This window comes from Halomonas sp. I1, assembly GCF_032334135.1.
In the GTDB taxonomy this organism is placed as follows: Bacteria; Pseudomonadota; Gammaproteobacteria; order Pseudomonadales; family Halomonadaceae; genus Halomonas.
Map to the genome: position 1 here is coordinate 20,985 of NZ_JAVXUS010000001.1, position 24,050 is coordinate 45,034.

Below are 24,050 nucleotides of genomic sequence, written 5' to 3' on the forward strand. Positions count from 1 at the left end.
TCCCAGGGAAAAACGTGACCTTCACTATAGGCAGCCGCATGAAAAGCGGACAAGCCGAAATGCGCTATCGGGATGCCTGGAACCCGGCAATACCCGCCTCTCCCAGACGCTCGGCCAGTCCTCGAACCTCGGGGGCGGCAAAGAAGTCTCGCAGGGCTTCGGCCCGCGTCTCGCCCACTCCGGGCAAGGCACGCCACTGGCTCAGGTCCCGCGATACCAGTCCCTTCCAGTCATCCGCATCACCGGCCAACGCGCCGGGAGGCGCACTCAATGCCTCCACCCAGACATCGAAGGGACGCTGGCGAGCGGTGCCGAACGTCTTCGCCAGTTGCCGGCTCCGCACCTCGCCGATGCCCGACGCCGCCTCCAGCGCCTCGGCGGAGAGCGACATCCAGTCGAGCAAGCCCGTCACCAGGCCCGCCTCGACCAGGGAGCGCCAGGTACCGTCTCCCACGCCGGTCAGATCCAGCGCCTCCGGGCTTCCCAACCATGCCAGGCGTTCGAGGAACTGGCCCTCGCAACCCGGCGAAGGCTGCCAACAGCTCAGGGCGTGGTAATCGGATGTCGACGGCGGCGTTACCTCAGGACGCGAGACGGCCCGCCAGGCCACACTGTCCAGACGCGGGATGGTCTGGCCAGCCAGACTGATGGTCACGGCATCCCCGGGCCGAATGTCCAGAGTCCGCCAGCGACCGAGCGAACCAACGGTCACGCGTCGAATAGTCCGACCCGCCAGGCTGACCGGCACCAGGTGCAGCAGCGGTGTAATACGGCCGGTGCGGCCGACACGAAACTCGACGCCACGCACTCTGGCCAGGACCGAGCGGGGTGGATATTTCCAGGCCACCGCCCAGTCCGGCGGCGCCTCGGTTCGCGCTTTTCCTGCGGGACGCCGCCCCTGCTTGAGTACCACACCGTCAGTGGCGAACGGCAACGGTGCGTTGTACCACGTATCCCGCTGGGTCAGCACCGTCTGTAGCGACTCGACCGGCAGAGTCCAGTCGGTCGTATCGGGAAACCCCAGTTCGGATAGCCGTTCGAGGCGCTCCGGCAACGCCTCCGGTCCATCGGGCCAATCCCAGACAAACAGCCCGATACGGCTTGCCTCGTCGCGGCCGAGTGCCTCACGTGCCAACCAGCCGGCGACTTCACTACGGGCACCGGCAGAGCCTCGTTCGGCTTGAACATGTCCGTCGAGTCGGCGATAGAGCTCACCACGCAAGACAATCCGCCGCTTTGTCGACAGATGCTCCGGCACATCGGGAATAAAACGTACCTTGGCCGTCCAATCCTGACCCGAGCGCCCATCCCCACGGCTGATGGCCTGGTGAAGTTGGCCCTGCTCGTACACCAGGGTAATCGCCACGCCATCCACCTTGGGTTGCACCCAGACATGCTCGCGCCTCGCCAACCAAGCGCCCGCCTCGACGGCATCGTCGAGTTTGGCGAGACCGGACTGGGGAACGGGATGAACCCGTTCGCCGGACGTGATGCCAGCGGTCGGCGCAGGGCCAGGAGCAACGTCGGGAAAGCAGGTACGCCAGGCATCGAGGCGCGCCCGTGCCTGATCGTAGATGTCATCATCGACCGGAGAGCTTCCATCTCGGCGATAGGCCCGGTCCCAGACGGACAGCCGGCCGTGAAGTGCCTCGAATTCCCGTTCTGCGCGGTCCGAAGACCAGTCCGGGCAGGCGGCGAGAAGCGTCGTCGGCCAGAACAAGCACAACGCCAGGACGACGAGTCGAAGCATGGCATGCACCTCCCAGGCGCTGCGATCCTGCTTCGACCCTAGCAAGGAGACACGAAGGCCGCCACTGGAAACGCGACGGCACAATGTACGAGATCAGCGACAAACCCTGTGAGCAACAGCATTCATCGCTCACTTCCCGTCGGATTACAGACCGGCGGCGGCCCGCAGGGTATCGGCCCGATCGAGTTTCTCCCAGGGAAAGGCCGTGAAGGTCTCGACATGCTCCTCGCCCTGGGTATCGGTCCAGGTGTAGCGGTGTTCGAACGGTTCGCGACCGAAATGGCCATAGGCCGCCGTCAACTGATACATCGGATGCTGCAGATCGAGCATGCGGGTGATGGCATTGGGCCGCAGGTCGAAATGCTCGCGTACCAGCTCGACGATGCGCTCATCGCTGACTCGTCCGGTGCCGAAGGTATTGACCGACACCGACGTTGGCTCGGCTACCCCGATGGCGTAGGACACCTGTATTTCGCAGCGCTCGGCCAGGCCGGCAGCGACCAGATTCTTGGCCACGTAACGACCGGCATAGGCGGCACTGCGATCGACCTTGGAAGGATCCTTGCCGGAGAAGGCGCCGCCCCCGTGGCGCGCCATGCCGCCATAGGTATCGACGATGATCTTGCGGCCCGTCAGCCCGCAATCGCCCACCGGGCCACCGATGACGAATTTGCCGGTCGGGTTGATATGGTACTGAGTGGTCTCGGTCAGCCATTCGGCCGGAATCACCTGCTCGATGATCTCGCGACGGACCATCCTGCGCAGCTGCTCCTGGTCGATGTCCGGATCATGCTGGGTCGACAGCACCACGGCATCCACGGCGCAGGGCTTGCCACGCTCGTCGTAGCGGAACGTCAGCTGGCTCTTGGCATCCGGGCGCAGCCAGGGCAGCAGGCCCTGCCGGCGAAGCTCCGACTGACGCTCCACCAGGCGATGCGAATAGTGAATCGGCGCTGGCATATAGGAGTCGGTCTCGTCGGTGGCATAGCCGAACATCAGGCCCTGGTCACCGGCGCCCTGATCCTCGGGCTTGGCCCGGTCGACGCCCTGAGCGATATCCACGCTCTGCTTGCCGATCAGGTTGAGCACCCCGCAGGTCTCGCCGTCGAAGCCCACATCCGAAGAGGTATAGCCGATATCCAGGATCACCCGGCGGACCAGGTCTTCCAGGTCGACCCAGGCGGACGTGGTGATTTCGCCGGCCACGATGGCCACGCCGGTCTTGACCATGGTCTCGCACGCCACCCGCGCGTTCTTGTCGCGGGCAATGATGGCGTCGAGCACCGCATCGGAAATCTGGTCGGCGATCTTGTCCGGATGCCCTTCGGACACGGATTCGGAGGTGAACAGGGAGTATTCGCTCATGGCGTCCTCGACCCTCTGCTTGATGGGATGACGGCGGCAGGGGCAAGCCGCCGGGACAGGCGGTGACGCAGGCCTCAGGCGGCGATGCTCGCCATGGCCCAGGCAGACCGATAGGCTGCGAATTCTACACGCTCACCGCCGACCTTCCTAGCGACACCGCCGCGGCCGCCGAGAAGCGTATCGTCCCGCATTTGAAGGCAGTCCGCATCTCGGCGACAATAAGCGACCGAATTCGGCCGCGCCGCCCGCGTCTCGCGGCGCATCCAGCCAGATACATGCCCGGCCCAGTCCCCGGCCGGAAGGTGTTCTCAGACTACCGCCGCAGGCGAGGAGCAACCCCAATGCCATCCCGTTTCGAACTGGCCAACGCCATTCGCGCCCTCTCCATGGATGCCGTTCAGAAGGCCAACTCCGGCCACCCCGGCGCCCCCATGGGCATGGCCGATATCGCCGAGGTGCTGTGGAACGATTTCCTCCAGCACAACCCGGCCGATCCGCACTGGCCCGACCGTGACCGCTTCGTGCTCTCCAACGGCCACGGCTCCATGCTCCTCTATTCCCTGCTGCACCTCTCCGGCTACGAGCTCGGCCTCGAGCAGCTGCAGAACTTCCGCCAGCTGCACGCCAAGACCGCCGGCCACCCCGAGTACGGCTACGCCCCGGGCATCGAGACCACCACCGGCCCGCTCGGCCAGGGCCTGGCCAACGCCGTCGGCATGGCCATCGCCGAGCGCACCCAAGCCGCCCAGTTCAACCGCCCCGGCCACACCATCGTCGACCATCACACCTACTGCTTCGTCGGCGACGGCTGCCTGATGGAAGGCATCTCCCACGAGGTCGCCTCATTCGCCGGTACCCAGCAGCTCGGCAAGCTGGTCGCCTTCTACGACGACAACGGCATCTCCATCGACGGCGAGGTCGAGGGCTGGTTCACCGACGACACCGCCAAGCGCTTCGAGGCCTACGGCTGGCACGTGGTACCCAACATCGATGGCCACAAGCCCGAGGAGGTCAAGGCTGCCATCGAGCTGGCCCGCCAGCACGACGACAAGCCCAGCCTGATCATCTGCAAGACGGTGATCGGCTTCGGCGCCCCCAACAAGCAGGGCAAGGAGTCCTGTCACGGCGCGGCGCTCGGCGAGGACGAAGTCGCCGCCGCCCGCGAGCAGCTCGACTGGCCCCACGCGCCCTTCCATGTGCCGGAGACCATCTACCAGGGCTGGGATGCCACCGAGGCCGGCCAGCAGCGCCAGGCCGACTGGCAGACTCGCTTCGAGCGCTATGCCGAGGCCCATCCCGAGCTGGCCCGCGAGTTCCTGCGCCGCCAGAAGGGCGAACTGCCCGCCGAACTGACCAGCGAGGCGCTGGTCGAGCAGGCCCAGGCAAAGGCCGAGACCACTGCCTCGCGCAAGGCCTCGCTGGCCTGCCTCAATGAGCTCGGCCCGCAGTTGCCCGAGCTGCTCGGCGGCAGCGCCGACCTGGCGCCTTCCAACCTGACGGTCTGGAACGGCGCCAAGGTGATCGGCCCCGAGGGCTCGACGGAAGGCGCCCCCGACGGCAACTACCTGCATTATGGCGTGCGCGAATTCGGCATGGCCGCCATCGCCAACGGCATCGCCCTGCATGGCGGCTTCGTGCCCTATGCCGCGACCTTCCTGATCTTCATGGACTACATGCGCAACGCCGTGCGCATGTCGGCCCTGATGGGCGTGCGCAGCGTCTACGTGTTCACCCACGACTCCATCGGCCTGGGCGAGGACGGCCCCACCCACCAGCCGATCGAGCAGCTGACCAGCCTGCGCACCACGCCCAACATGTCGACCTGGCGCCCCTGCGACGCCGTGGAGACCGCCGCCGCCTGGAACGCCGCCCTCAAGCGCCAGGCCGGGCCCACCGCCCTGGTGCTGTCGCGTCAGAACCTGCCCCATCAGGAACGCGACAAGCAGCAGCTCGCCGATATCCAGCGAGGTGGCTACATTCTCAAGGACAGCGCCGGCACGCCCGAGCTGATCCTCATCGCCACCGGCTCCGAGGTCGGCCTGGCCATGGACGCCGCCACCGCCCTCGCCGACAAGGGCCGCGCGGTGCGCGTGGTCTCCATGCCGTCCACCGACGTCTTCGACGCCCAGGACGCCGCCTACCGTCAGGCCGTGCTGCCCGCCGAGGTCGGCAACCGCCTGGTCATCGAGGCCGCTCACCCGGACCTGTGGCACAAGTACGTCGGCCTCGAGGGCCGCGTCATCGGCATGACCACCTTCGGCGAGTCCGCCCCGGCCGGCGACCTGTTCAAGCACTTCGGCTTCACCGTCGACAACGTCGTCGAGGAAGCCGAACAGCTGCTGGACGACGCCGAGGACTGAAGCAACAGAGGGGCGCCGGCGACAGGTCGAAGAGGGGGTCCGATGCCATGAATGGCATCGGTAGCGCCCAGGGAAGGGTTCACAGCGCCCCCTCGGAGACCTGTCGACGGATCAGCCCCGGGTGACATCTGGCGCCCGCTCGCTGGCATACGTAGAATAGAGCACGGCCACATATGGCCACTGTTCTCAGGGCGGGGTGAAAGTCCCCACCGGCGGTGATGGCGCCCTTCCCTTCAGTGACAGAGAAGGCGCGCACAAGCCCGCGAGCGCCCGATATCGCTGCAGCGCAACGAACATCGGGGTCAGCAGATTCGGTGAAACGCCGAAGCCGACGGTGACAGTCCGGATGAAAGAGAACGGCACCTTGGACGAGGCGACCCGTACTTGCGATGCTTTCGTGTCGCCAGTCACCACCGTCAGCCCGGCGAGGGTTCCGCATGCCCTGATTCTGGTAACGTAATGAGGCAGACCATGAATCAGTCGAATACCGATCACTCCCCCCGCATCGCCTTTATCCAGGCCAGCTGGCACAGCGACATCGTGGGCCAGGCTCGAGAGGCCTTCATCGCCACCCTCGCCGAGCAGCATGGAATCGAGCACGAGCACGTCGAGACCTTCAGCGTCGCGGGCGCCTACGAAATCCCGTTGCAAGCCAAGCTGCTGGCCAGAAGCGGTCGCTTCGACGCCATCGTCGGCGCCGGCTTCGTGGTCGACGGCGGCATCTATCGCCACGACTTCGTCGCCCAGGCGGTCGTCGACGGCATGATGAGAGTCCAGCTCGACACCGAGGTACCGGTGCTGTCGGTGGTGCTCACCCCGCACCACTTCCACGAGCACGCCACTCACACGGCGTTCTTCCATGAGCACTTCGTGACCAAGGGCCGCGAGGCCGCCGAAGCCTGTGCCCAGACGCTGGAAAACCTGCGTCAGACACGCAAGCTGATCGACGCCTGACAAGGCGTATCGTCAAAAAACGCCGCCAGAAACCCTGGCGGCGCCTGAGGCTCGACATGCCAGAAGCGGATACTCCGTCCTGGCAATCGTCCGAGTTATTGCTCGAGCACGAAGGGGTCGGTGTACTGATCCACGTTCTCTTTGGTGATCAGCATGCAATCGAAAAGTTTTTTCTCGCTCTCGAGACCGGTCTCACCGGTACGAATGAACTTGTCGGCCATGCGCACTGACGCCTCGGCGAAGATGGCGACCGGCTGCAGCACCGTATAGGCCATCTCTCCGGCCCTGACCGCCTCCACGGCGTCCGGCGAGCCGTCGAAACCACCGACCACCACGCCTTCGAGCTTGCCGGCCTCCTTCAGTGCCGCGATGGCACCCAGGGCCATTTCGTCGTTGCCGCTGATCACGCCATCGATATCGGGATTGGCCTGCAGCATGCTCTGCGTCTTGCTATAGCCTTGGGTACGGTCCCAGTTGGCCACGTCCGAGGCAGCCAGCTCCAGGCTCGGATACTGGCTGAGCACGGTGTCATAGCCATTCGAGCGGGTGGCGGCATTGTTGTCGGAAGGTGCCCCCTTCAGTTCCACATACGCCGCCTCGTCGCCGACGCTCTGTACCCATTGCTGGGCCCCCAGGGCCGCCCCCTGGGCATTGTTGGAAACCAGCTGCGCCTTGGCCAGACCCTGCTGGTTGATCTCGGCATTGACGATGAACACCGGTATGCCGGCATCGACTGCCTTGCGCACCGCACCGATCGAGCCATCCGCATTGGCGGGGTCGAGGATGATGGCCTTGGCCTGGTTGGTGATCGCAGTATCGACCTGGTTGCTTTCGGTATTGGTATCGCCGGTGTGGGAACTCACGTTGGCCTCGTAACCGAGCTCCTCGGCGGTGGCCTCGGCGATCTTGCCTTCGGTGAACCAGTAGGGGTTCGAGGTATCGTTGACGATGATCGAAATGAGCCCTTTGTCCTGGGCCGCGGCGACACCGGCCACCAATGGCGCGGTCACGGCGAGGGCGGCGATCAGCAGGCGTTTTCCTTTCATGAGCATAGTGGTCACCCTTGGGTCTTATGATTGTGATGCCGGGTTCACGGCAGTGCTTTCCGCGGCGGGTTCCGCCCCGCGGGACTTGGCCTCTCGTTGCGGAGAGGAGGCTGTGCCGTCGGAAGACGTCGAGCGCTTCTTCCGACCGCTGTACTGGATGCTGTTGAGCAGCACGGCGAGGACAATGACGGCGCCGGTGAACACGGTTTGCCAGTAGGATGAGACGCCGATGATCACCAGGCCATCCGAAAGGAAGCCGATCACGAAGGCCCCGAGCAGGGTGCCCCGCACGTTGCCACGTCCGCCGGTCAATGCCGCCCCGCCGATGACCACCCCGGCGATGGCGGTCAATTCGTAGGTGGTCCCTGCCGTCGGTCCGGCAGAGGTCAGCTGTGACGACAGCACCAGCCCGGCGATGGCGGCGCAGATGCCCGACAGCACATAGACGGACACCTGTACGCGCTTGACCGGCACCCCCGACAGCTCCGCCGCCCGGGCATTGCCGCCGGTCGAGTAGACCCAACGCCCGAACGGCGTCCGGGTCAACGCCAGCAGAGCGACGATCGCCACGGCTGCCAGAACCAGTACGCCGACGGGAATGCCGAACAAGCGGTTGAAACCGAGCCAATCGAAGCCGGTATTGCCGAGCTCGGGACTACCGCCGAGGTTGTTGTAGGTGAGGCCATCGGTCATCAGCAGGGCGACGCCGCGGGCCACATAGAGCATGCCCAGGGTCGCGACGAACGCCGGCACCTTGAAGTAGGCGATGAGCACGCCGTTGATCGCACCGACGAAGGCCCCCATGGCGCAGGTCAGGATGACCACCGCCCATACCGGCGGATAGACCACCACCCCGAAGATCTCGAACGACACTCCCTGCATCAGAAAGCCGGCGAAGACGCCCGCGAACCCCAGCGTCGAGCCCACGGACAGATCGATGCCCCCCGTGAGGATGACCAGCAGCATGCCGATCGACAGCAGGCCGAAGATGGCCACGTGAGACGACATGGTCAGGAAGTTGTCCACCGAGAAGTAGACCGGCGACAGGATCGAGAAAATGACGATGATCGCGATCAGGGCGAAGAAGGCGCGGCCCTCGAGCAGCAGGCGCCCCAGGTCGAGGCCCTCTCTGCGGGAGCCGGCAGTTTGGCTGGTATCCGTCATTATCATGCACTCCGCTATTACTATTTATAAGGTTTACGCGGCCACGGATTCGCCCGAGGCGGCCATGATCTCAGCCTTGGTGACACCGGCCCCGAACTCCGCCACGATCCGCCCTCGGCTCATGACCACGACCCGGTGGGCAATGCTCAGACATTCGCCGACCTCGGACGTCGAGAAGACGACGGCGAGACCCTGGCGGGCGCCTTCACTGAGCAGCCCGAAGACCTCGGCCTTGGCGCCGATATCGATGCCTCGGCTCGGCTCGTCGAGCAGCACGACCCGGGGGTTGGTGGCCAGCATCTTGCCGATGACGACCTTCTGCTGATTCCCGCCCGACAGAGAGCCGATGCCGGCCTCCCCGCCGTCGGTCTTGATATGTACATTGCGGATGGATGACGCGACGACGTCGCTCTCCCGCCGCCGCGACGTGAACAGCCCACGGGTGAAGGCTCCGATACTGGCCAGCGACAGGTTCTCGCCGACCGACATCGTCTGCACCAGTCCGTCGCGCTGCCGGTCCTCGGGCACCAGCACCAGGCCCTGATCGATCCGCTCGGCGATGCTCAGGCGCGAGACGTCATGGCCGTCGAGCATGACCTCACCTTCCGTCAGCGGGATGCGCCCGGCGACACTCTCGAGCAGCTCGGTGCGCCCCGCCCCCATCAAGCCATAGATACAGACGATCTCGCCCGCACGGACATCGAGGGACAGGTGATCGACCGCCGAACGTCCCGGTACCGTGGCATCCGGCACCGACACCTCGCGCAGCGACAGTGCGACGTCGCCCATCTCGTAGCCGGTGGGCGGCGAACCGAGATCGAAGCCCTCACCGACCATGTTGCGCACGATCCATTCCAGATCGATGTCCCGACGCGGGGCATAGGCCGTCATGATGCCATCGCGCAGCACCACCGCGTGGTCGGTGATCGTGAGCGCTTCCTCGAGATGGTGAGAGATGTAGACGATCGAGACCCCGCGCTGCTTGAGGTCGCGGATGACCCGGAACAACACTTCCACCTCCGTGGCGGAGAGTGCCGAGGTCGGCTCGTCCATGATCAGGATGCGCGAATTCGCCGACAGCGCCCGGGCAATCTCGACGATCTGCTGCTGCCCCAGGCGCAGCTCCTCCACGGGGGTCAGCGGATCGATGGGCTCGTCGAGCTCCTCCATCAGCAGGCGCGTCTGGCGTTCTTCCTCGGTGTAATCGACACCGGTCGACCCGCCCAACTCGCGCCCCATGAAGATGTTGTCGCGAACGCTGAGATTCGGCGCCAGGCTCAGTTCCTGGTGAATGATCGAGATGCCGAGCCGCTGCGCTTCGCTCGTCGAGGCGAAGCTCACCGCCCGGCCCTCGAGCAGAATCTCGCCGGACGTGGGTCGAATCACCCCCGACAGGATCTTCATCAGCGTCGACTTGCCGGCGCCATTCTCGCCGAACAGGGTCGTGACCTGACCGCGGTGCACATCGAAGTTCACCGCTTTCAGGGCGTGGACATTACCGAAGGACTTGGCGACATGGCGCGCCGATAGAATGGCCTCGCCGGCGACGTCCTCCCGGGGCGTATCATCGTTGTGGCTCATGGCAGATTCGTCCGTCATGGATAGGGCTCGCTCACTGCACGCTCAAGCTGACAGGCGTCACGAGCCAGTTATTCGGATTGATCAACTTGAAGACCCCGGTGACCGAAACCGTCTCGCCGACCAGGGCATCGGTATCGAGCGCCGAGAGCACCTGTGCCTTCATCGCGTCGTTGATCGCCGCGCCGGCATTCTGATATTCGATCTGGTTGGTGAACTGGCCGAACTCGATGTCGCCGGTGGCATCCCGCAGGTCGGAGCCATTGATGGCCGGGCCGGTCTGCACGCGGATCGTCAGGTCATCGGGAACGCCTTCGACGTCGACCGAATAGACCCCGGCCTTGCCCTCACCGACCACCCCGGTGAAGGTCACGGGCACCACCGGCCCGATGCCCGCCGGTACACCATAGCGCTCCCCGGCCGCGGCCTTGTCCTCGGCAACGGCGGCCGACAGCTCAGCGGCTTCCACGGCCCGTTCTTCGACGCTTTCACGTATGACAGGAAATTGCTTGGTGCCGTAACGCTCGGCGGAAAACCCGTCTTCCTGCTGCGAGCCAATCGGTACCACCGTCGTGTCCAGTACCATGGCCGCCAGCACGACGACCGCAACGGCCATGACAGCGACACGTCCTCGTCTCTTTCCGGCGCGAGGCACCGACCCGGCATCGACTGGTGAACTCATGATGAAGCGACCTCTTGTTGTTCACTGGCTATCCCGGCTCCATCGGCGCCGGGCAACGTGCCTCACTCGCCCGGGATCAGGACGACCTTGAGAGCCTGCTTGTCGTGTCTCATCAACTCGATGCCATCGTGGAAACGCGCCAGCGGCAGTGTGTGGGTCACCACGTCCTCGGTCGGGCAATCGCCATTCTCGAGCCCCTCGATCACCAGCGGATAACAATAAGGCCCCAGGTGGGCTCCCAGCACATCGAGCTCCTTGCGGTCACTGATGATGCTCCAGTCCACCGTCACCGGATCCTTGAAGACGCTGAACTCCACGAACCGTCCGAGCTTGCGCAGCATCGACAGCCCCTGCTCCACCGACTTGGGCGCGCCGGTAGCCTCGATATAGATGTCGCAACCGTAGCCGCCGGTCATCTCCTTGATGATCGACACCACATCGTCCTCGGCGGGATTGAGCACCACATCGGCTCCGAACCGTTTTGCCAGTTCCAATCGTTCGGGGTTCAGGTCCAGCACTACCAGCCGAGAGGGGCCGGACTTCTTGATCGGGCCGATCATGCCGAGCCCTAGGGTGCCGGAACCGGACAGCACGACGACGTCGCCCAGCTCGATCTGGGCACGCTTCACGGCGTGCATGGAACAAGCATACGGCTCGGCGAGCACGGCCTTCTCCATGGGCAGGTCGTCCGGCAGCCTGTGATTGATCGCCTCGGCGGGGAACTTCATGTACTCGGCCATGCCGCCATTGACGTTGTGCTGGAAGCCATAGACATCATGTCGCTCGCACATCCAGTACTGGCCACGATGGCAAAAACGGCAGTCCCAGCACGGTACGATCTGTTCGGAGATGATGCGGTCACCGACCTCGAAGCCCTGAGCCCCGGGCCCCATCTTGACCACATGCCCGATGAACTCGTGCCCGGGAATCATCGGCGCCTTGATATAGGCCGGCTGCTCCTCGTCACCCCAGAAGCTGGGCGCGCCTTCGAAGGCCTTGAGGTCGCCGGCGCAGATCCCACAGGCCTCCACCTTGATCAGGATTTCCTTCTCGCCGACTTCCGGCACCGCCACTTGTTCCAGCCGGTAGTCACCCGGGGCATAGGCCACGATGGCGCTCATGGTGTCGGGGATGGTGGCATCCGCGGTCGTGGTTTGGGGGAGAGTGTCGTTCATGAGGGCCTCCACTGAGCTCGCGCTGGCTTATCATTTGATCTTGTGTTGCTCAAATGAATTAACGCTTTTCAGTATAGCCGGGTCAACGAACTCACTGGATTTTTTGCCTAATACTTTAGGGGTACTTTTTAATATATTGTTTTTATTGGTTTTAATGGAGAGGGAGAAACAACGATCAAGAGTGGAGCACGAATGGCAGCCAAAAAATAGGTGTTCACTGGATCATCAATGTGAACATATGATCATTCAAGATTCGCCGGTTGCTGCGGCAGGCGTCGCCTCATCGAGGCGCAGGATGGTATGCGCATTGGTGACACTGGTGGCCAGGGTATCGATCACACCGGTCCGCAGCGCCCCCAGGATGCCGGCGGCCTTGGTGTTTTCACTGGCAATGGCGACGACATCGGGAATCCGTGCCAGATCCCCGATGGTCAGGCCGATCACCCGTCCCTGCATCGGCGTGCGCGCAGGCTGGCCGTGCAAGTCGATGAAGTCATACCCCATCATGTCGCCCACTGTGCCCGACAGCCGAGCCTCGGCGATTTCCTGCGGCGAAAACCACCCCATGCGCACCATGTTACTGTCCTCACTGAGATCCCCCACCCCGATCAGCGCCGTGTCGGCGCGCCGCGCACGATCCAGCGTCTGTCGCACGGTGGAGTTCTCGTACATGGCATCACGCAGCTCGGGATTCTGCACCAGGGCCGGCGCATAGAGCGTCTCGCTGTCGCCGCCAAACTTCATCGCCAGGCGTCGACAGATATGATCAGGGTTCATGTACTCGCCGGCCCGCAACGAACCTCCGATCGCGCAGACGAACGAGCATTTGCGCTCACCCTGGTCGAAGACATTGTCCGCCACGGCACCGACATTGCGCCCCATACCCACGGCGACGATGGAACCATCGTGCAACGTCCGCGACAGATGATCGGCGACCAGGCTGGCCACCCCCGAGCGCTGCACATCCGGGTCCGCATGATCCAGCGCCACCAGGGCACGCTTGACGCCGAAGCGGCGTATCAATTCCTGCTCGATTTCGGCGCTCACCGAGGGGTGCTGGCGTACCCGCACATCGACGATGCCCTCGGCGTGCGCCCGCTTGAGCAGGCGACCCGCCTTGACCCGCGAGATGCCCAGGCGATTGGCAATGACTTCCTGCGTCTCGCCCTCCACGTAATAGAGAGTGGCGATCTCGGTCATCAACGCGATGTCGGCGTTTTCGACGCGCTCGTTCATAGCGGTGGCCTCATGCGATCCGTGGCTGGCGACCGGCACAAGATACCACAGCGATCAGTCGAACCCTCAGTGATCAAGCGCTCGGCGAACCGCGCGAGAACTCCCGCTCGTAGTCGGCGATACGCGCCACCTTCTCACTGGAGGCGCCCCCGCCGAAATCGGCGCCGAGAAAAGCGGTGACGATGCTCTTGGCCAGCTCCACCCCGACGACCCGAGACCCCAGGGCCACGATCTGGGCATCATTGCTCGAGCGCGCCTTGATCGCCGAATAGGTGTCATGCGCCTGAGCCGCACGAATGCCCGGCACCTTGTTGGCCGAGATCGCGACCCCGATACCGGTACCGCACACCAGCACCCCTCGGTCGACCTCTCCCACCGCGACGGCCCGCGCCACACGCACCGCGATATCGGGGTAGAGCACCGGCTCGGCATTATAGGTACCGAAATCCACTGCCTCGAACCCCAAGGAGCGAACGTGCTCGACCAACGCCGCCTTGAGCTCGAATGCCGCCTCGTCTCCCCCCAGGGCGATGCGCACTGCCGCCCGCGCGGCCATGGTTGAATCAGACATGGATAGCACTCCTGGTAGCCGGCCATCGACCCAGCGCCGACGGCCTTTCGCGTTCAAAGTATCAGCTACCGATCATTTGTAAACCCCAAAAATCATCTGAACACAAGGGCGGCAACCGCATGACAAACACCGGGAGATATCAAAGACCTTTAAAAAATCAAACAATATCAAACATATAAACGATCAATCGGGCGTCGGACAAAAGTGGTGACGACCAAAGTCGCACCCGCCCACACTCCCTTGGCCTTGACACATCTCGATGACAAGCCTAAACATTTGATCATCGATCGAACATTTATGGGTTTAACTCGTCATCGCCCTGCCGCTGGCCGGGCCGACGCAACGACAGCATGATGTTCACCCGGGGATCCAGGCATGCCCCGATGACAACAATCCACAACCTGAGGAATACGCCATGCAGCGCATCATCAACGACCCCGACAACGTGGTGGATGACGCGGTCCGCGGCTATCTGAGAGCGTCCCCCTCGCTCTATGCCGCCACCGATCATCCCCGGGTGCTCAAGTACGCCGGCGAGACACCCGAGAAGGTCGGCGTGGTCACCGGCGGCGGTTCCGGGCACGAGCCCGCCTTCCTGGGCTACGTCGGCGAAGGGCTGTGCGATGCCGTGGCGATCGGCGAAATTTTCTCCTCACCCACCGCGGATGCCTTTCTCGATGCCTTTCGAGCCGCCGACCGGGGGCGCGGCGTCGCCTGCCTGTATGGCAACTACGCCGGCGACAACATGAACGTGAAGATGGCGCGCCAGATGGCGGAAATGGAAGGCATCGACGTCAAGACGGTCGTCGCCAGGGACGATGTCGCCTCAGCCCCCGCCGATCAGCGCGACAAGCGGCGAGGGGTGGCCGGCGAGATCATGATGTGGAAAGTGGGAGGTGCCGCCGCCGCTCGCGGCGACGATCTGGCCGAAGTGATTCGCCTGGCCCAGAAGGCCGTCGACGCCTGCTCGAGCATCGGCATCGGCTTGAGTAGCTGCACCATCCCTGCCAACGGCAAGCCCAACTTCTCGATCGAACCCGGCCACATGGAGCTCGGCATCGGTCACCATGGCGAGCCGGGGATCGAAGTGGCTCCGCTCACCGATGCCACCTCGATGGCCAGATCGATGTGCGACCCGGTACTCGCCGACCAGGACTTCGCCGGCGGCGACGTGGCTGTCCTGGTCTCGGGGCTCGGCGCCACGCCGAACATGGAACTCAACCTGCTCTACGCCCACATTGCCGACCGCCTCGAGGCCGAGAACATTACCGTGCACCGCGCCGATATCGGCAATTATTTCACCTCGCTGGAGATGATGGGCGCCACCCTGACGGTGATGAAGCTCGACGACGAGCTCAAGCCCCTCGTCGACGCGCCGGCCCGTTCGCTGGCGATCACGCGCTGAGCGCCTCTACACCCGGGAGCCTCCCATGCAATATCTGGACACATCTCACGGCACCGACATCCTCGAGGCGCTCGTCGATGTCATTGTCGAAAACCGCAATTACCTGAGCGAGGTCGATGGCGCCATCGGCGACGGCGACCACGGCATCAACATGGCCAAGGGCTTTCGCCTGTGCGGCGAATCGATCCAGGGCCAGTCGCTGGGCTTCTCGAAGGCACTGGGCACCCTCGCCACCACTCTGATGGGATCGATCGGCGGCTCCATGGGCCCGCTCTACGGCAGCCTCTTTCTCGGCATGAGCAACGCCATCAAGGAGCGCGATGCCCTCGATGCCAGGGCCTTCGGCGATATGCTGACCGGCGGCCTGACCGCCCTCCAGGGCATCAGCGACGCCCAGGTGGGCGACAAGTGCCTGCTCGACACCCTGGTCCCCGCAGTCGACGACTACCGTCGCGCCGCCGAAAGCGGCGAGGACTTTCCGGCCGCCCTGGAGGGTCTGCGTCAGGGGGCCGAGCGCGGCTGCGAGTCCACCCGAGAACTGGAGGCCCGCATCGGCCGCGCCGCCCGGCTCGGGGAACGCTCCAGGGGTCACCTCGACGCCGGTGCCGTATCCTGCCGACTGCTGCTGGTCCGGCTCGCCGACAGCGCCGAGCGACATCTCGAAAAAGCCGCCGCCTGACGTCTCGCGGCCCCGTTCCCAGACCCTCCGCCCGGACGGTGCCCGCCACCGTCCGGGCGTCCCTCGCCCATTGATCCGGTGGAGAACCCATGGCTTCACGACTCGATGCCCTCAAGCAACACTCCCTGGTCGTCGCCGACACCGGCGACCTGGATGCCATCCGGCGCTACCAGCCCCAGGATGCCACCACCAATCCGTCCCTGATCCTCAAGGCCTTCGACATGCCCGGCTACCAGCCGCTGATCGAGCAGGAACTGGCCGAGCTGCCTGCGCAGGGTGACAAGCCGGCGCTGGCCGCCCGGGCCGTCGATCGACTGGCCGTGGCCATGGGCGGCGAGATCGCCAAGGTCGTGCCGGGCCGGGTGTCCACCGAGGTCGCCGCCCGGCTGTCCTTCGACACCCGAGCCAGTATCGACAAGGCGCACGAATTGATCGCGCTCTACGAACAGCGCGGCATTGGCCGCGAGCGGGTGCTGATCAAGCTGGCCGCGACCTGGGAAGGCATCCGTGCCGCCGAGGTGCTGGAGAAGGAAGGCATCAACTGCAACCTGACGCTACTGTTCAGCGACGCCCAGGCCCAGGCCTGCTTCGATGCCGGTGTCTTTCTCGTTTCGCCCTTCGTCGGCCGGGTCACCGACTGGTACAAGCAGGCCACCGGGCGCGACTACACACCGGACGAGGATCCCGGCGTGCGTTTCGTCCGCAACGTCTGTCAGCGCGCCGGACGAGGCGGCTATGACACCGTGGTGATGGGTGCCAGCTTCCGCACCGTCGGCCAGGTGCTGGCGCTGGCCGGCTGCCCACGGCTGACCATCTCGCCGGCACTGCTCGAGGAGCTGGCCGCCAGCGACGACGAGGTGACACCTGGCGTCACGATGGAAAGAGCCGGCGGCCAACGGCCGACGCCACTCGATGAAACGGCGTTCCGCTGGGGCCATAACCAGGATGCCATGGCCAACGACAAGCTCGCCGAGGGTATTCGCCGCTTCGCCGACGACCAGGCAAGCCTCGAACAGCGCATCGCCGACCGCCTTTGATCCAGGAGCCACCTAATGCCATCCCGTTTCGAACTGGCCAACGCCATTCGCGCCCTCTCCATGGATGCCGTCCAGAAGGCCAACTCCGGGCACCCCGGTGCCCCCATGGGCATGGCCGACATCGCCGAGGTGTTGTGGAACGATTTCCTTCAGCACAACCCGGCCGATCCGCACTGGCCCGACCGTGACCGCTTCGTGCTGTCCAACGGCCACGGCTCCATGCTGCTCTATTCGCTGCTGCACCTCACCGGCTACGAGCTCGGCCTCGAGCAGCTGCAGAACTTCCGTCAACTGCATTCGAAGACCGCCGGTCATCCCGAGTACGGCTATGCGCCGGGCATCGAGACCACCACCGGTCCCCTCGGCCAGGGCCTGGCCAATGCCGTCGGCCTGGCCATCGCCGAGCGTACCCTGGCCGCCCAGTGCAACCGCCCCGGCCACACCATCGTCGACCATCACACCTACTGCTTCGTCGGCGACGGCTGCCTGATGGAAGGCATCTCCCATGAGGTCGCCTCATTGGCCGGCACTCAGCAGCTCGGCAAGCTGGTCGCCTTCTATGACGACAACGGCATCTCCATCGACGGCGAGGTCAAGGGCTGGTTCACCGATGACACCGCCAAGCGCTTCGAGGCCTACGGCTGGCACGTGGTGCCCAACGTCGACGGCCACAAGCCCGAGGAGGTCAAGGCCGCCATCGAGCTCGCCCGCAGCCATGACGACAAGCCCAGCCTGATCATCTGCAAGACGGTGATCGGCTTCGGCGCGCCCAACAAGCAGGGCAAGGAGTCCTGCCACGGCGCGGCACTCGGCGAGGACGAGGTCGCCGCGGCTCGCGAGCAGTTGGATTGGCCGCATGCGCCCTTCCATGTGCCGGAGGCGCTCTACCAGGGTTGGGATGCCACCGAGGTCGGCCAGCAACGCCAGGCCGACTGGCAGGCCCGCTTCGAGCGCTATGCCGAGGAACACCCGGAGCTGGCCCGCGAGTTCCTGCGCCGCCAGCAGGGCGAGCTGCCCGCCGAGCTGAGCAGCGAAGCGCTGATCGAGCAGGCCCAGGACAAGGCCGAGACCACCGCCTCGCGCAAGGCCTCGCTGGCCTGCCTCAACGAGCTCGGCCCGCAGCTGCCCGAGCTGCTCGGCGGCAGCGCCGACCTGGCGCCCTCCAACCTGACCGTGTGGAACGGTGCCAAGGTGATCGGCCCCGAGGGCTCGCAGGAAGGCGCCCCCGACGGCAACTACCTGCACTATGGCGTGCGCGAGTTCGGCATGGCCGCCATCGCCAACGGCATCGCCCTGCATGGCGGCTTCGTGCCCTATGCCGCGACCTTCCTGATCTTCATGGACTACATGCGCAACGCCGTGCGCATGTCGGCCCTGATGGGCGTGCGCAGCGTCTACGTGTTCACCCACGACTCCATCGGCCTGGGCGAGGACGGCCCCACCCACCAGCCGATCGAGCAGCTGACCAGCCTGCGCACCACGCCCAACATGTCGACCTGGCGCCCCTGCGACGCCGTGGAGACCGCCGCCGCCTGGAACGCCGCCCTCAAGCGCCAGGCCGGGCCCACCGCCCTGGTGCTGTCGCGTCAGAACCTGCCCCATCAGGAACGCGACAAGCAGCAGCTCGCCGATATCCAGCGAGGTGGCTACATTCTCAAGGACAGCGCTGGCACGCCCGAGCTGATCCTCATCGCCACCGGCTCCGAGGTCGGCCTGGCCATGGACGCCGCCACCGCCCTCGCCGGCAAAGGCCGCCAGGTGCGCGTGGTCTCCATGCCGTCCACCGATGTCTTCGACGCCCAGGACGCCGCCTACCGTCAGGCCGTGCTGCCCGCCGAGGTCGGCAACCGCCTGGTCATCGAGGCCGCTCACCCGGACCTGTGGCACAAGTACGTCGGCCTCGAGGGCCGCGTCATCGGCATGACCACCTTCGGCGAGTCCGCCCCCGCCGGCGACCTGTTCAAGCACTTCGGCTTCACCGCCGACAACGTCGTCGAGGAAGCCGAACAGCTGCTGGACGACGCCGAGGACTGAAGCAACAGAGGGGCGCCGTCGACAGGTCGAAGAGGGGGTCCGATGCCATGAATGGCATCGGTAGCGCCCAGGGAAGGGTTCACAGCGCCCCCTCGGAGACCTGTCGACGGATCAGCCCCGGGCGACATCTCTGATCTGCGGGGCTTCAGAAGAAGCTATAAGGCCATCGACCCGGCAACCTTCATGAACTCATCAAAACAAAGGGCGCGGCCAACTGGCCGCGCCCTTTCGCGTCACCGAGACTTACACCTCAGAAGCTCTGATCTTCTATCAGGCGATCGTGATGCCGTCGTCCAGATACACATCCTGAATGGCATTGAGCAACTCGACGCCTTCGGCCATGGGCTTCTGGAACGCCTTGCGACCGGAGATCAACCCCATGCCACCGGCACGCTTGTTGATCACCGCGGTGCGCACCGCCTCGCCCAGGTCGGAATGCCCCTTGGAACCACCGCCCGAGTTGATCAGGCCGATACGCCCCATGTAGCAGTTGGCCACCTGATAGCGCGCCAGATCGATGGGATTGTCGGAGGTCAGTTCGTCGTAGACCTTGTCATGGGTATGGCCGAACCCGACCGCCCGGTAGCCGCCGTTGTTTTCGGCCAGCTTCTGCTTGACGATGTCGGCCTTGATCGTCGCCGCCATGTGGATAGCCTGACCGGTAAGATCGGACGCGACATGATAGTCGCTGCCATCCTTCTTGAACGCCGGGTTGCGCAGATAGGCCCACAGCACCGTGACCATGCCCAGCTGGTGGGCCCGCTCGAAGGCCTCGCTGATCTCGGTGATCTGGCGGCGACTCTCGGGCGAGCCGAAATAGATGGTCGCACCCACCGCCACGCAGCCCATGGCATGCGCCTGCTCGACCTGACCGAACAGGGTCTGGTCGTAGACCGCCGGGTAGGTCAGCGTCTCGTTGTGGTTGAGCTTCACCATCATCGGGATCTTGTGGGCGTAGCGGCGCGCCACCGAGGCCAGGCCACCGAGCGTCGAGGCCACGCAGTTGCAGCCGCCCTCGATGGCCAGCTCGACGATGTTGGCAGGATCGAAGTAGAGCGGATTGGGCGCGAACGAGGCACTGGCCGAGTGCTCGATACCCTGGTCGACCGGCAGGATGCTGACGTAGCCGGTGCCACCCAGGCGGCCATGATCATAGATGGCCTGCAGATTGCGCAGCACCTGGGGGCTGCGATCGCTATCGGCCATCACGCGGTCGATGAAGTCCGGCCCCGGCTGGTGGATCGACCCGGCCGGGACACCCCGACACTCATGGTTCAACAGGCTGTCCGCCTCATCGCCGAGCAGCCGTGTGATATCGGTCATTGTGCGTTTCCTCTCCTTGGTGGTTCGACGGATAACGGGGATGCACCATCTAGCCTAGTGTCCTAGCTCTGGCCCGGCCATCGAATGCGGGTCGCCCGCCACAGACTGCCGAAGCCGGAAGATCGCGTCCAGCCCCGGGACGCGAGGATGGATTTGCGCTAGAATCGCGAGCTCGAGTTTCCCGGCGTCAGCTTGTTTCGAGGCACCTCATGGCTCACCGCATCGCCATCAACGGTTACGGCCGCATCGGCCAGTGCGTACTGCGCGCGCTCATCGAGCGTCGCGAGCCCGATCTCGAAGTGGTGGCCATCAATGAGCTGTCAGGGCTGGACACCATCGCCTATCTGACGCGTTACGATACCACCCATGGCCGCTTTCCCGGCCACGTCGAGGCCGACGGCGATCATCTGGTGATCGACGGCCGTCCGATCCGGGTGCTTTCCGAGCCTGACCCGAGCCGGTTGCCCTGGGACGAACTCGGCATCGATCTGGTGCTGGAATGCTCCGGCAGCTTCAAGGATCGCGCCACCGCCGAACGCCACCTGGCCGCCGGCGCCGGGCGCCTGCTGTTTTCCCAGCCCGCCGAGAGCGATGTCGACGCCACCATCGTCACTGGCATCAACGATGCCGACCTGACCCCGGGCTGCCGGGTGATCTCCGCGGCCTCCTGCACCACCAACTGCCTGGTACCGGTGCTGACGGTGCTCGACGAGGCCCTGGGCCTGGAGCACGGCGTGACCACCACCATCCACTCGGCGATGAACGACCAGCCGGTGATCGACGCCTACCACCAGACCGACCTGCGCCTGACCCGCTCGGCGATGCACTCCATCGTGCCCGTGGATACCGGCCTGGCCCGGGGCATCAATCGCCTGATGCCGCACTTGGCCGAGCGTTTCGAGTGCCTGCACATGCGCGTGCCGACCATCAACGTCTCGGCCATGGACCTGTCGCTGTGCGTGCGCACCGACACCGACGCCGAGACCGTCAACGCCCTGCTGCGCGAGGCCAGCGCCAGCCGGCTTTCCGGGCTGCTCGGCTACACCGAGGAGCCCATGGCCTCGGTCGACTTCAACCACGATCCGCGCTCCGGTATCGTGGACGCCACCCAGACCCGGGTGGCCGGCGGCCGCCTGATCAAAATGCTGTGCTGGTTCGACAACGAGTGGGGCTTCGCCAACCGCATGCTCGACGTCACCGGCCGCATCGCCCGACTGGGGCCGGTGCCGCCCTCCGACGCTTGATTTCCCTTCGGCTTTCCCAGACGAGGAACCTGCTTCCATGAACGTGCGCAAGATGACCGACCTCGACCTCCGCGGCAAGCGCGTGCTGATCCGCGAGGACCTGAACGTGCCCGTCAAGCACGGCAAGGTGACCAGCGATGCCCGCCTGCGGGCGGCCCTGCCGACCATCCAGGCGGCGCTCGAGGCAGGCGCCCGGGTGATGCTGATGAGCCACCTGGGCCGCCCCACCGAAGGCGAACCCGCCGAGGAATTCTCCCTGGCCCCGGTGGCCGACCACCTCGGTGAACTGCTCGAGCGCCGGGTGGGCCTGGTCAAGGACTACCTCGACGGCCAGATCGAACTCGTCGAGGGCGAGGTCGCGCTGCTCGAAAACGTGCGCTTCAACCGCGGCGAGAAGAAGGACGACGAGGCGCTGGCCAGGCAGTACGCCGCGCTGTGTGACGTCTACGTGATGGACGCCTTCGGCACGGCTCACCGCGCCCAGGCCTCCACCCATGGCGTGGCCCGCTTCGCCCCCGAGGCCTGTGCTGGCCCGCTGCTGGCGCAGGAACTCGAGGCCCTGGAAAAGGCCCTGGCCACCCCGGCCCGCCCGATGACCGCCATCGTCGGCGGCTCCAAGGTGTCCACCAAGCTCGAGGTGCTCACCGCACTATCCGAGAAATGCGACCGGATCATCGTTGGCGGCGGCATCGCCAACACCTTCATCGCCGCAGCCGGTTACAACGTCGGCAAGTCACTGCACGAGGCCGACCTGATCGACCAGGCCAAGGCGCTGATGGCCAAGGTCGAGATCCCGCTGCCCAGCGACGTGGTGGTCGCCACCGAGTTCTCGGAAAGCGCCACCGCCGTGACCAAGCCGGTCGACCAGGTGGGCGATGACGAGATGATCCTCGACATCGGCCCCGACACCGCCGGACGCCTCGCTGCACAACTCAAGGCCGACGGCACCATCCTGTGGAACGGTCCGGTGGGCGTGTTCGAAATCGACCAGTTCGGCCACGGCACCGAGGCGCTGTCGCAGGCCATCGCCGAGAGCGAGGCCTTCTCCATCGCCGGCGGCGGCGACACCCTGGCGGCCATCGACAAGTACGGCATCGCCGAGCGGGTCTCCTATATCTCCACCGGCGGCGGCGCCTTCCTCGAATACGTCGAGGGCAAGACCCTGCCGGCCGTATCCGCTCTGGAAGCGGCAGCCGACAAGGCCTGATAGACTACGCGGCCCCCGCTCGCCCGGCCACGTCTTCGGACGCCGTCGAGCCACACTCAAAGGAAGCGCCGCCCCCGAGGGCGGCGCCATCACGCTAGACAGGTACGAAACATGGCACTGATCAGCATGCGCCAGATGCTGGACCACGCCGCCGAACACGGCTACGGCGTCCCGGCCTTCAACGTCAACAACCTCGAACAGATGCGCGCCATCATGGAGGCCGCCGACGAGACCGACTCCCCGGTGATCGTCCAGGCCTCCGCCGGCGCCCGCAAGTACGCCGGCGCGCCCTTCCTGCGGCACCTGATCCTGGCTGCCGTCGAGGAGTTCCCGCACATCCCGGTGGCCATGCACCAGGATCACGGCACCAGCCCCGCCGTTTGCCAGCGCTCCATCCAGCTCGGCTTCTCCTCGGTAATGATGGACGGCTCGCTGGGCGAGGATGGCAAGACCCCGGCCAGCTACGACTATAACGTCGACGTCACCCGGCGTACCGTCGAGATGGCCCACGCCTGCGGCGTGTCCGTCGAGGGCGAGCTGGGCTGCCTGGGCAGCCTGGAAACCGGCATGGCCGGCGAGGAAGACGGCGTGGGCGCCGAGGGCAAGCTCGACCATGACCAGCTGCTCACCGATCCCGAAGAAGCCGCCGAATTCGTCAAGGCCACCCACGTGGACGCCCTGGCCATCGCCATCGGCACTAGCCACGGCGCCTACAAGTTCACCCGTCCGCCCACCGGTGACACCCTCTCCATCCAGCGCATCAAGGAGATCCATGCCCGCATCCCGGAGACTCATCTGGTGATGCACGGCTCCTCCTCGGTGCCTCAGGAGTGGCTCGAAGTGATCAACGAGTTCGGCGGGCAGATCCCCGAAACCTACGGTGTACCGGTCGAGGAGATCGTCGAGGGCATCAAGCACGGCGTGCGCAAGGTCAACATCGACACCGACCTGCGCCTGGCCTCCACCGGCGCGGTGCGTCGCTTCCTGGCCGAGAACCCGGCCGAGTTCGACCCGCGCAAATTCCTCAAGGTCAGCACCGCGGCCATGAAGGAGGTCTGCAAGGCCCGCTACGAAGCCTTCGGCACCGCCGGCAACGCCTCGAAGATCAAACCGATCAACCTCGAAGAGATGTTCCTGCGCTACGAGCGCGGCGAACTGGACCCGCGGGTGAAGTAAGCCAGCCGATGTGACCGGCACACAAAGAGGGACGGCCTTGGCGCCGTCCCTCTTTGTCTCGATG

At 65.2% G+C, this 24,050-nt stretch carries 19 protein-coding genes and 1 riboswitch; of the genes, 9 read left to right on the plus strand and 10 right to left on the minus strand.

The genetic code is table 11. The features are described 5' to 3' along the window. Window positions 1–64: 64 nt before the first annotated feature. Complete coding sequence (ligB, locus tag RSO41_RS00095) at window positions 65–1,750, minus strand: NAD-dependent DNA ligase LigB (RefSeq protein ID WP_315616553.1); 1,686 nt, start codon at window positions 1,748–1,750, stop codon at window positions 65–67. Window positions 1,751–1,894: 144 nt separating this feature from the next. Beyond that, on the minus strand, window positions 1,895–3,115 hold the full coding sequence (gene metK / locus RSO41_RS00100; protein ID WP_315616555.1) for a methionine adenosyltransferase: 1,221 nt from the start codon (window positions 3,113–3,115) through the stop codon (window positions 1,895–1,897). Window positions 3,116–3,456: 341 nt separating this feature from the next. Here metK and tkt (RSO41_RS00105) point away from each other — a divergent pair, with 341 nt between their 5' ends. Together tkt (RSO41_RS00105) and RSO41_RS00110 are read left to right on the plus strand one after the other, a co-directional pair. After that, window positions 3,457–5,475: a transketolase gene (gene tkt, locus RSO41_RS00105; RefSeq protein ID WP_315616557.1), complete on the plus strand. Its 2,019-nt coding sequence runs from the start codon at window positions 3,457–3,459 to the stop codon at window positions 5,473–5,475. Window positions 5,476–5,653: 178 nt separating this feature from the next. Beyond that, a riboswitch (FMN riboswitch) is annotated at window positions 5,654–5,837 on the plus strand. A 109-nt stretch (window positions 5,838–5,946) separates the two neighbouring features. Then, window positions 5,947–6,429, plus strand: coding sequence for a 6,7-dimethyl-8-ribityllumazine synthase (locus tag RSO41_RS00110; RefSeq protein WP_410000303.1), 483 nt, complete (start codon window positions 5,947–5,949; stop codon window positions 6,427–6,429). 95 nt (window positions 6,430–6,524) lie between these two features. Here the strand turns inward: RSO41_RS00110 and RSO41_RS00115 are convergent, their stop codons facing one another. From RSO41_RS00115 to rpiB, 7 genes are all read right to left on the minus strand, one after another. Then, window positions 6,525–7,481: a D-ribose ABC transporter substrate-binding protein gene (locus RSO41_RS00115; RefSeq protein ID WP_315616561.1), complete on the minus strand. Its 957-nt coding sequence runs from the start codon at window positions 7,479–7,481 to the stop codon at window positions 6,525–6,527. A gap of 18 nt (window positions 7,482–7,499) precedes the next feature. Beyond that, entirely contained in the window at window positions 7,500–8,639 is a 1,140-nt protein-coding gene (locus RSO41_RS00120) for an ABC transporter permease (RefSeq protein ID WP_315616562.1), read from the minus strand. A 33-nt stretch (window positions 8,640–8,672) separates the two neighbouring features. Continuing rightward, on the minus strand, window positions 8,673–10,220 hold the full coding sequence (locus tag RSO41_RS00125; RefSeq protein ID WP_315616564.1) for a sugar ABC transporter ATP-binding protein: 1,548 nt from the start codon (window positions 10,218–10,220) through the stop codon (window positions 8,673–8,675). A 31-nt stretch (window positions 10,221–10,251) separates the two neighbouring features. Beyond that, window positions 10,252–10,833, minus strand: a complete 582-nt coding sequence (locus tag RSO41_RS00130) for a DUF2291 domain-containing protein (protein WP_315616566.1) — start codon at window positions 10,831–10,833, stop codon at window positions 10,252–10,254. A gap of 128 nt (window positions 10,834–10,961) precedes the next feature. Beyond that, window positions 10,962–12,074, minus strand: coding sequence for an MDR/zinc-dependent alcohol dehydrogenase-like family protein (locus RSO41_RS00135; protein WP_315616568.1), 1,113 nt, complete (start codon window positions 12,072–12,074; stop codon window positions 10,962–10,964). Between the two features lie 246 nt (window positions 12,075–12,320). Further along, window positions 12,321–13,310, minus strand: coding sequence for a sugar-binding transcriptional regulator (locus tag RSO41_RS00140; RefSeq protein ID WP_315616570.1), 990 nt, complete (start codon window positions 13,308–13,310; stop codon window positions 12,321–12,323). Window positions 13,311–13,383: 73 nt separating this feature from the next. After that, complete coding sequence (rpiB, locus tag RSO41_RS00145) at window positions 13,384–13,881, minus strand: ribose 5-phosphate isomerase B (RefSeq protein WP_315616572.1); 498 nt, start codon at window positions 13,879–13,881, stop codon at window positions 13,384–13,386. A gap of 415 nt (window positions 13,882–14,296) precedes the next feature. On the opposite strand from rpiB, the gene RSO41_RS00150 reads away from it, so the two are divergent. The 4 genes from RSO41_RS00150 to tkt (RSO41_RS00165) all read left to right on the plus strand — a co-directional run bounded on the left by RSO41_RS00150 (window position 14,297) and on the right by tkt (RSO41_RS00165) (window position 19,036). Next, complete coding sequence (locus RSO41_RS00150) at window positions 14,297–15,286, plus strand: dihydroxyacetone kinase subunit DhaK (RefSeq protein ID WP_315616574.1); 990 nt, start codon at window positions 14,297–14,299, stop codon at window positions 15,284–15,286. 25 nt (window positions 15,287–15,311) lie between these two features. Beyond that, window positions 15,312–15,965 carry a dihydroxyacetone kinase subunit DhaL gene (dhaL, locus tag RSO41_RS00155; RefSeq protein WP_315616576.1) on the plus strand — a complete coding sequence of 218 codons (654 nt, stop codon included), beginning with the start codon at window positions 15,312–15,314 and terminating at the stop codon, window positions 15,963–15,965. An 89-nt stretch (window positions 15,966–16,054) separates the two neighbouring features. Then, on the plus strand, window positions 16,055–17,002 hold the full coding sequence (gene tal / locus RSO41_RS00160; protein ID WP_315616578.1) for a transaldolase: 948 nt from the start codon (window positions 16,055–16,057) through the stop codon (window positions 17,000–17,002). Between the two features lie 15 nt (window positions 17,003–17,017). After that, on the plus strand, window positions 17,018–19,036 hold the full coding sequence (tkt, locus tag RSO41_RS00165; RefSeq protein ID WP_315616580.1) for a transketolase: 2,019 nt from the start codon (window positions 17,018–17,020) through the stop codon (window positions 19,034–19,036). A gap of 270 nt (window positions 19,037–19,306) precedes the next feature. Here tkt (RSO41_RS00165) and RSO41_RS00170 read toward each other — a convergent pair whose 3' ends face one another. Further along, entirely contained in the window at window positions 19,307–20,359 is a 1,053-nt protein-coding gene (locus RSO41_RS00170; protein WP_275289358.1) for a class I fructose-bisphosphate aldolase, read from the minus strand. A gap of 209 nt (window positions 20,360–20,568) precedes the next feature. Between RSO41_RS00170 and RSO41_RS00175 the strand changes: the two genes are divergently transcribed. The 3 genes from RSO41_RS00175 (at window position 20,569) to fba (ending at window position 23,986) form a co-directional block, all read left to right on the plus strand. Next, entirely contained in the window at window positions 20,569–21,603 is a 1,035-nt protein-coding gene (locus tag RSO41_RS00175) for a type I glyceraldehyde-3-phosphate dehydrogenase (protein WP_315616584.1), read from the plus strand. 37 nt (window positions 21,604–21,640) lie between these two features. Then, the gene (locus RSO41_RS00180) at window positions 21,641–22,810 is read left to right on the plus strand and encodes a phosphoglycerate kinase (RefSeq protein WP_315616586.1); all 1,170 of its coding nucleotides are present in this window, start codon (window positions 21,641–21,643) and stop codon (window positions 22,808–22,810) included. Window positions 22,811–22,921: 111 nt separating this feature from the next. Beyond that, window positions 22,922–23,986, plus strand: coding sequence for a class II fructose-bisphosphate aldolase (fba, locus tag RSO41_RS00185; protein WP_315616588.1), 1,065 nt, complete (start codon window positions 22,922–22,924; stop codon window positions 23,984–23,986). Window positions 23,987–24,050: the final 64 nt, after the last annotated feature.

What these genes read in the sequence shown, in the direction of transcription:
- tal (WP_315616578.1), top strand. Translation starts at nt 16,055, where the DNA reads ATGGCTTCACGACTCGATGCCCTCAAGCAACACTCCCTGGTCGTCGCC.
- tkt (WP_315616557.1), top strand. Translation starts at nt 3,457, where the DNA reads ATGCCATCCCGTTTCGAACTGGCCAACGCCATTCGCGCCCTCTCCATG.
- RSO41_RS00115 (WP_315616561.1), bottom strand. Translation starts at nt 7,481, where the DNA reads ATGCTCATGAAAGGAAAACGCCTGCTGATCGCCGCCCTCGCCGTGACC.
- RSO41_RS00135 (WP_315616568.1), bottom strand. Translation starts at nt 12,074, where the DNA reads ATGAACGACACTCTCCCCCAAACCACGACCGCGGATGCCACCATCCCC.
- RSO41_RS00170 (WP_275289358.1), bottom strand. Translation starts at nt 20,359, where the DNA reads ATGACCGATATCACACGGCTGCTCGGCGATGAGGCGGACAGCCTGTTG.
- fba (WP_315616588.1), top strand. Translation starts at nt 22,922, where the DNA reads ATGGCACTGATCAGCATGCGCCAGATGCTGGACCACGCCGCCGAACAC.
- rpiB (WP_315616572.1), bottom strand. Translation starts at nt 13,881, where the DNA reads ATGTCTGATTCAACCATGGCCGCGCGGGCGGCAGTGCGCATCGCCCTG.
- RSO41_RS00110 (WP_410000303.1), top strand. Translation starts at nt 5,947, where the DNA reads ATGAATCAGTCGAATACCGATCACTCCCCCCGCATCGCCTTTATCCAG.
- RSO41_RS00180 (WP_315616586.1), top strand. Translation starts at nt 21,641, where the DNA reads ATGAACGTGCGCAAGATGACCGACCTCGACCTCCGCGGCAAGCGCGTG.
- ligB (WP_315616553.1), bottom strand. Translation starts at nt 1,750, where the DNA reads ATGCTTCGACTCGTCGTCCTGGCGTTGTGCTTGTTCTGGCCGACGACG.
- metK (WP_315616555.1), bottom strand. Translation starts at nt 3,115, where the DNA reads ATGAGCGAATACTCCCTGTTCACCTCCGAATCCGTGTCCGAAGGGCAT.
- RSO41_RS00175 (WP_315616584.1), top strand. Translation starts at nt 20,569, where the DNA reads ATGGCTCACCGCATCGCCATCAACGGTTACGGCCGCATCGGCCAGTGC.
- RSO41_RS00150 (WP_315616574.1), top strand. Translation starts at nt 14,297, where the DNA reads ATGCAGCGCATCATCAACGACCCCGACAACGTGGTGGATGACGCGGTC.
- RSO41_RS00125 (WP_315616564.1), bottom strand. Translation starts at nt 10,220, where the DNA reads ATGAGCCACAACGATGATACGCCCCGGGAGGACGTCGCCGGCGAGGCC.
- tkt (WP_315616580.1), top strand. Translation starts at nt 17,018, where the DNA reads ATGCCATCCCGTTTCGAACTGGCCAACGCCATTCGCGCCCTCTCCATG.
- RSO41_RS00130 (WP_315616566.1), bottom strand. Translation starts at nt 10,833, where the DNA reads ATGGCCGTTGCGGTCGTCGTGCTGGCGGCCATGGTACTGGACACGACG.
- dhaL (WP_315616576.1), top strand. Translation starts at nt 15,312, where the DNA reads ATGCAATATCTGGACACATCTCACGGCACCGACATCCTCGAGGCGCTC.
- RSO41_RS00140 (WP_315616570.1), bottom strand. Translation starts at nt 13,310, where the DNA reads ATGAACGAGCGCGTCGAAAACGCCGACATCGCGTTGATGACCGAGATC.
- RSO41_RS00120 (WP_315616562.1), bottom strand. Translation starts at nt 8,639, where the DNA reads ATGACGGATACCAGCCAAACTGCCGGCTCCCGCAGAGAGGGCCTCGAC.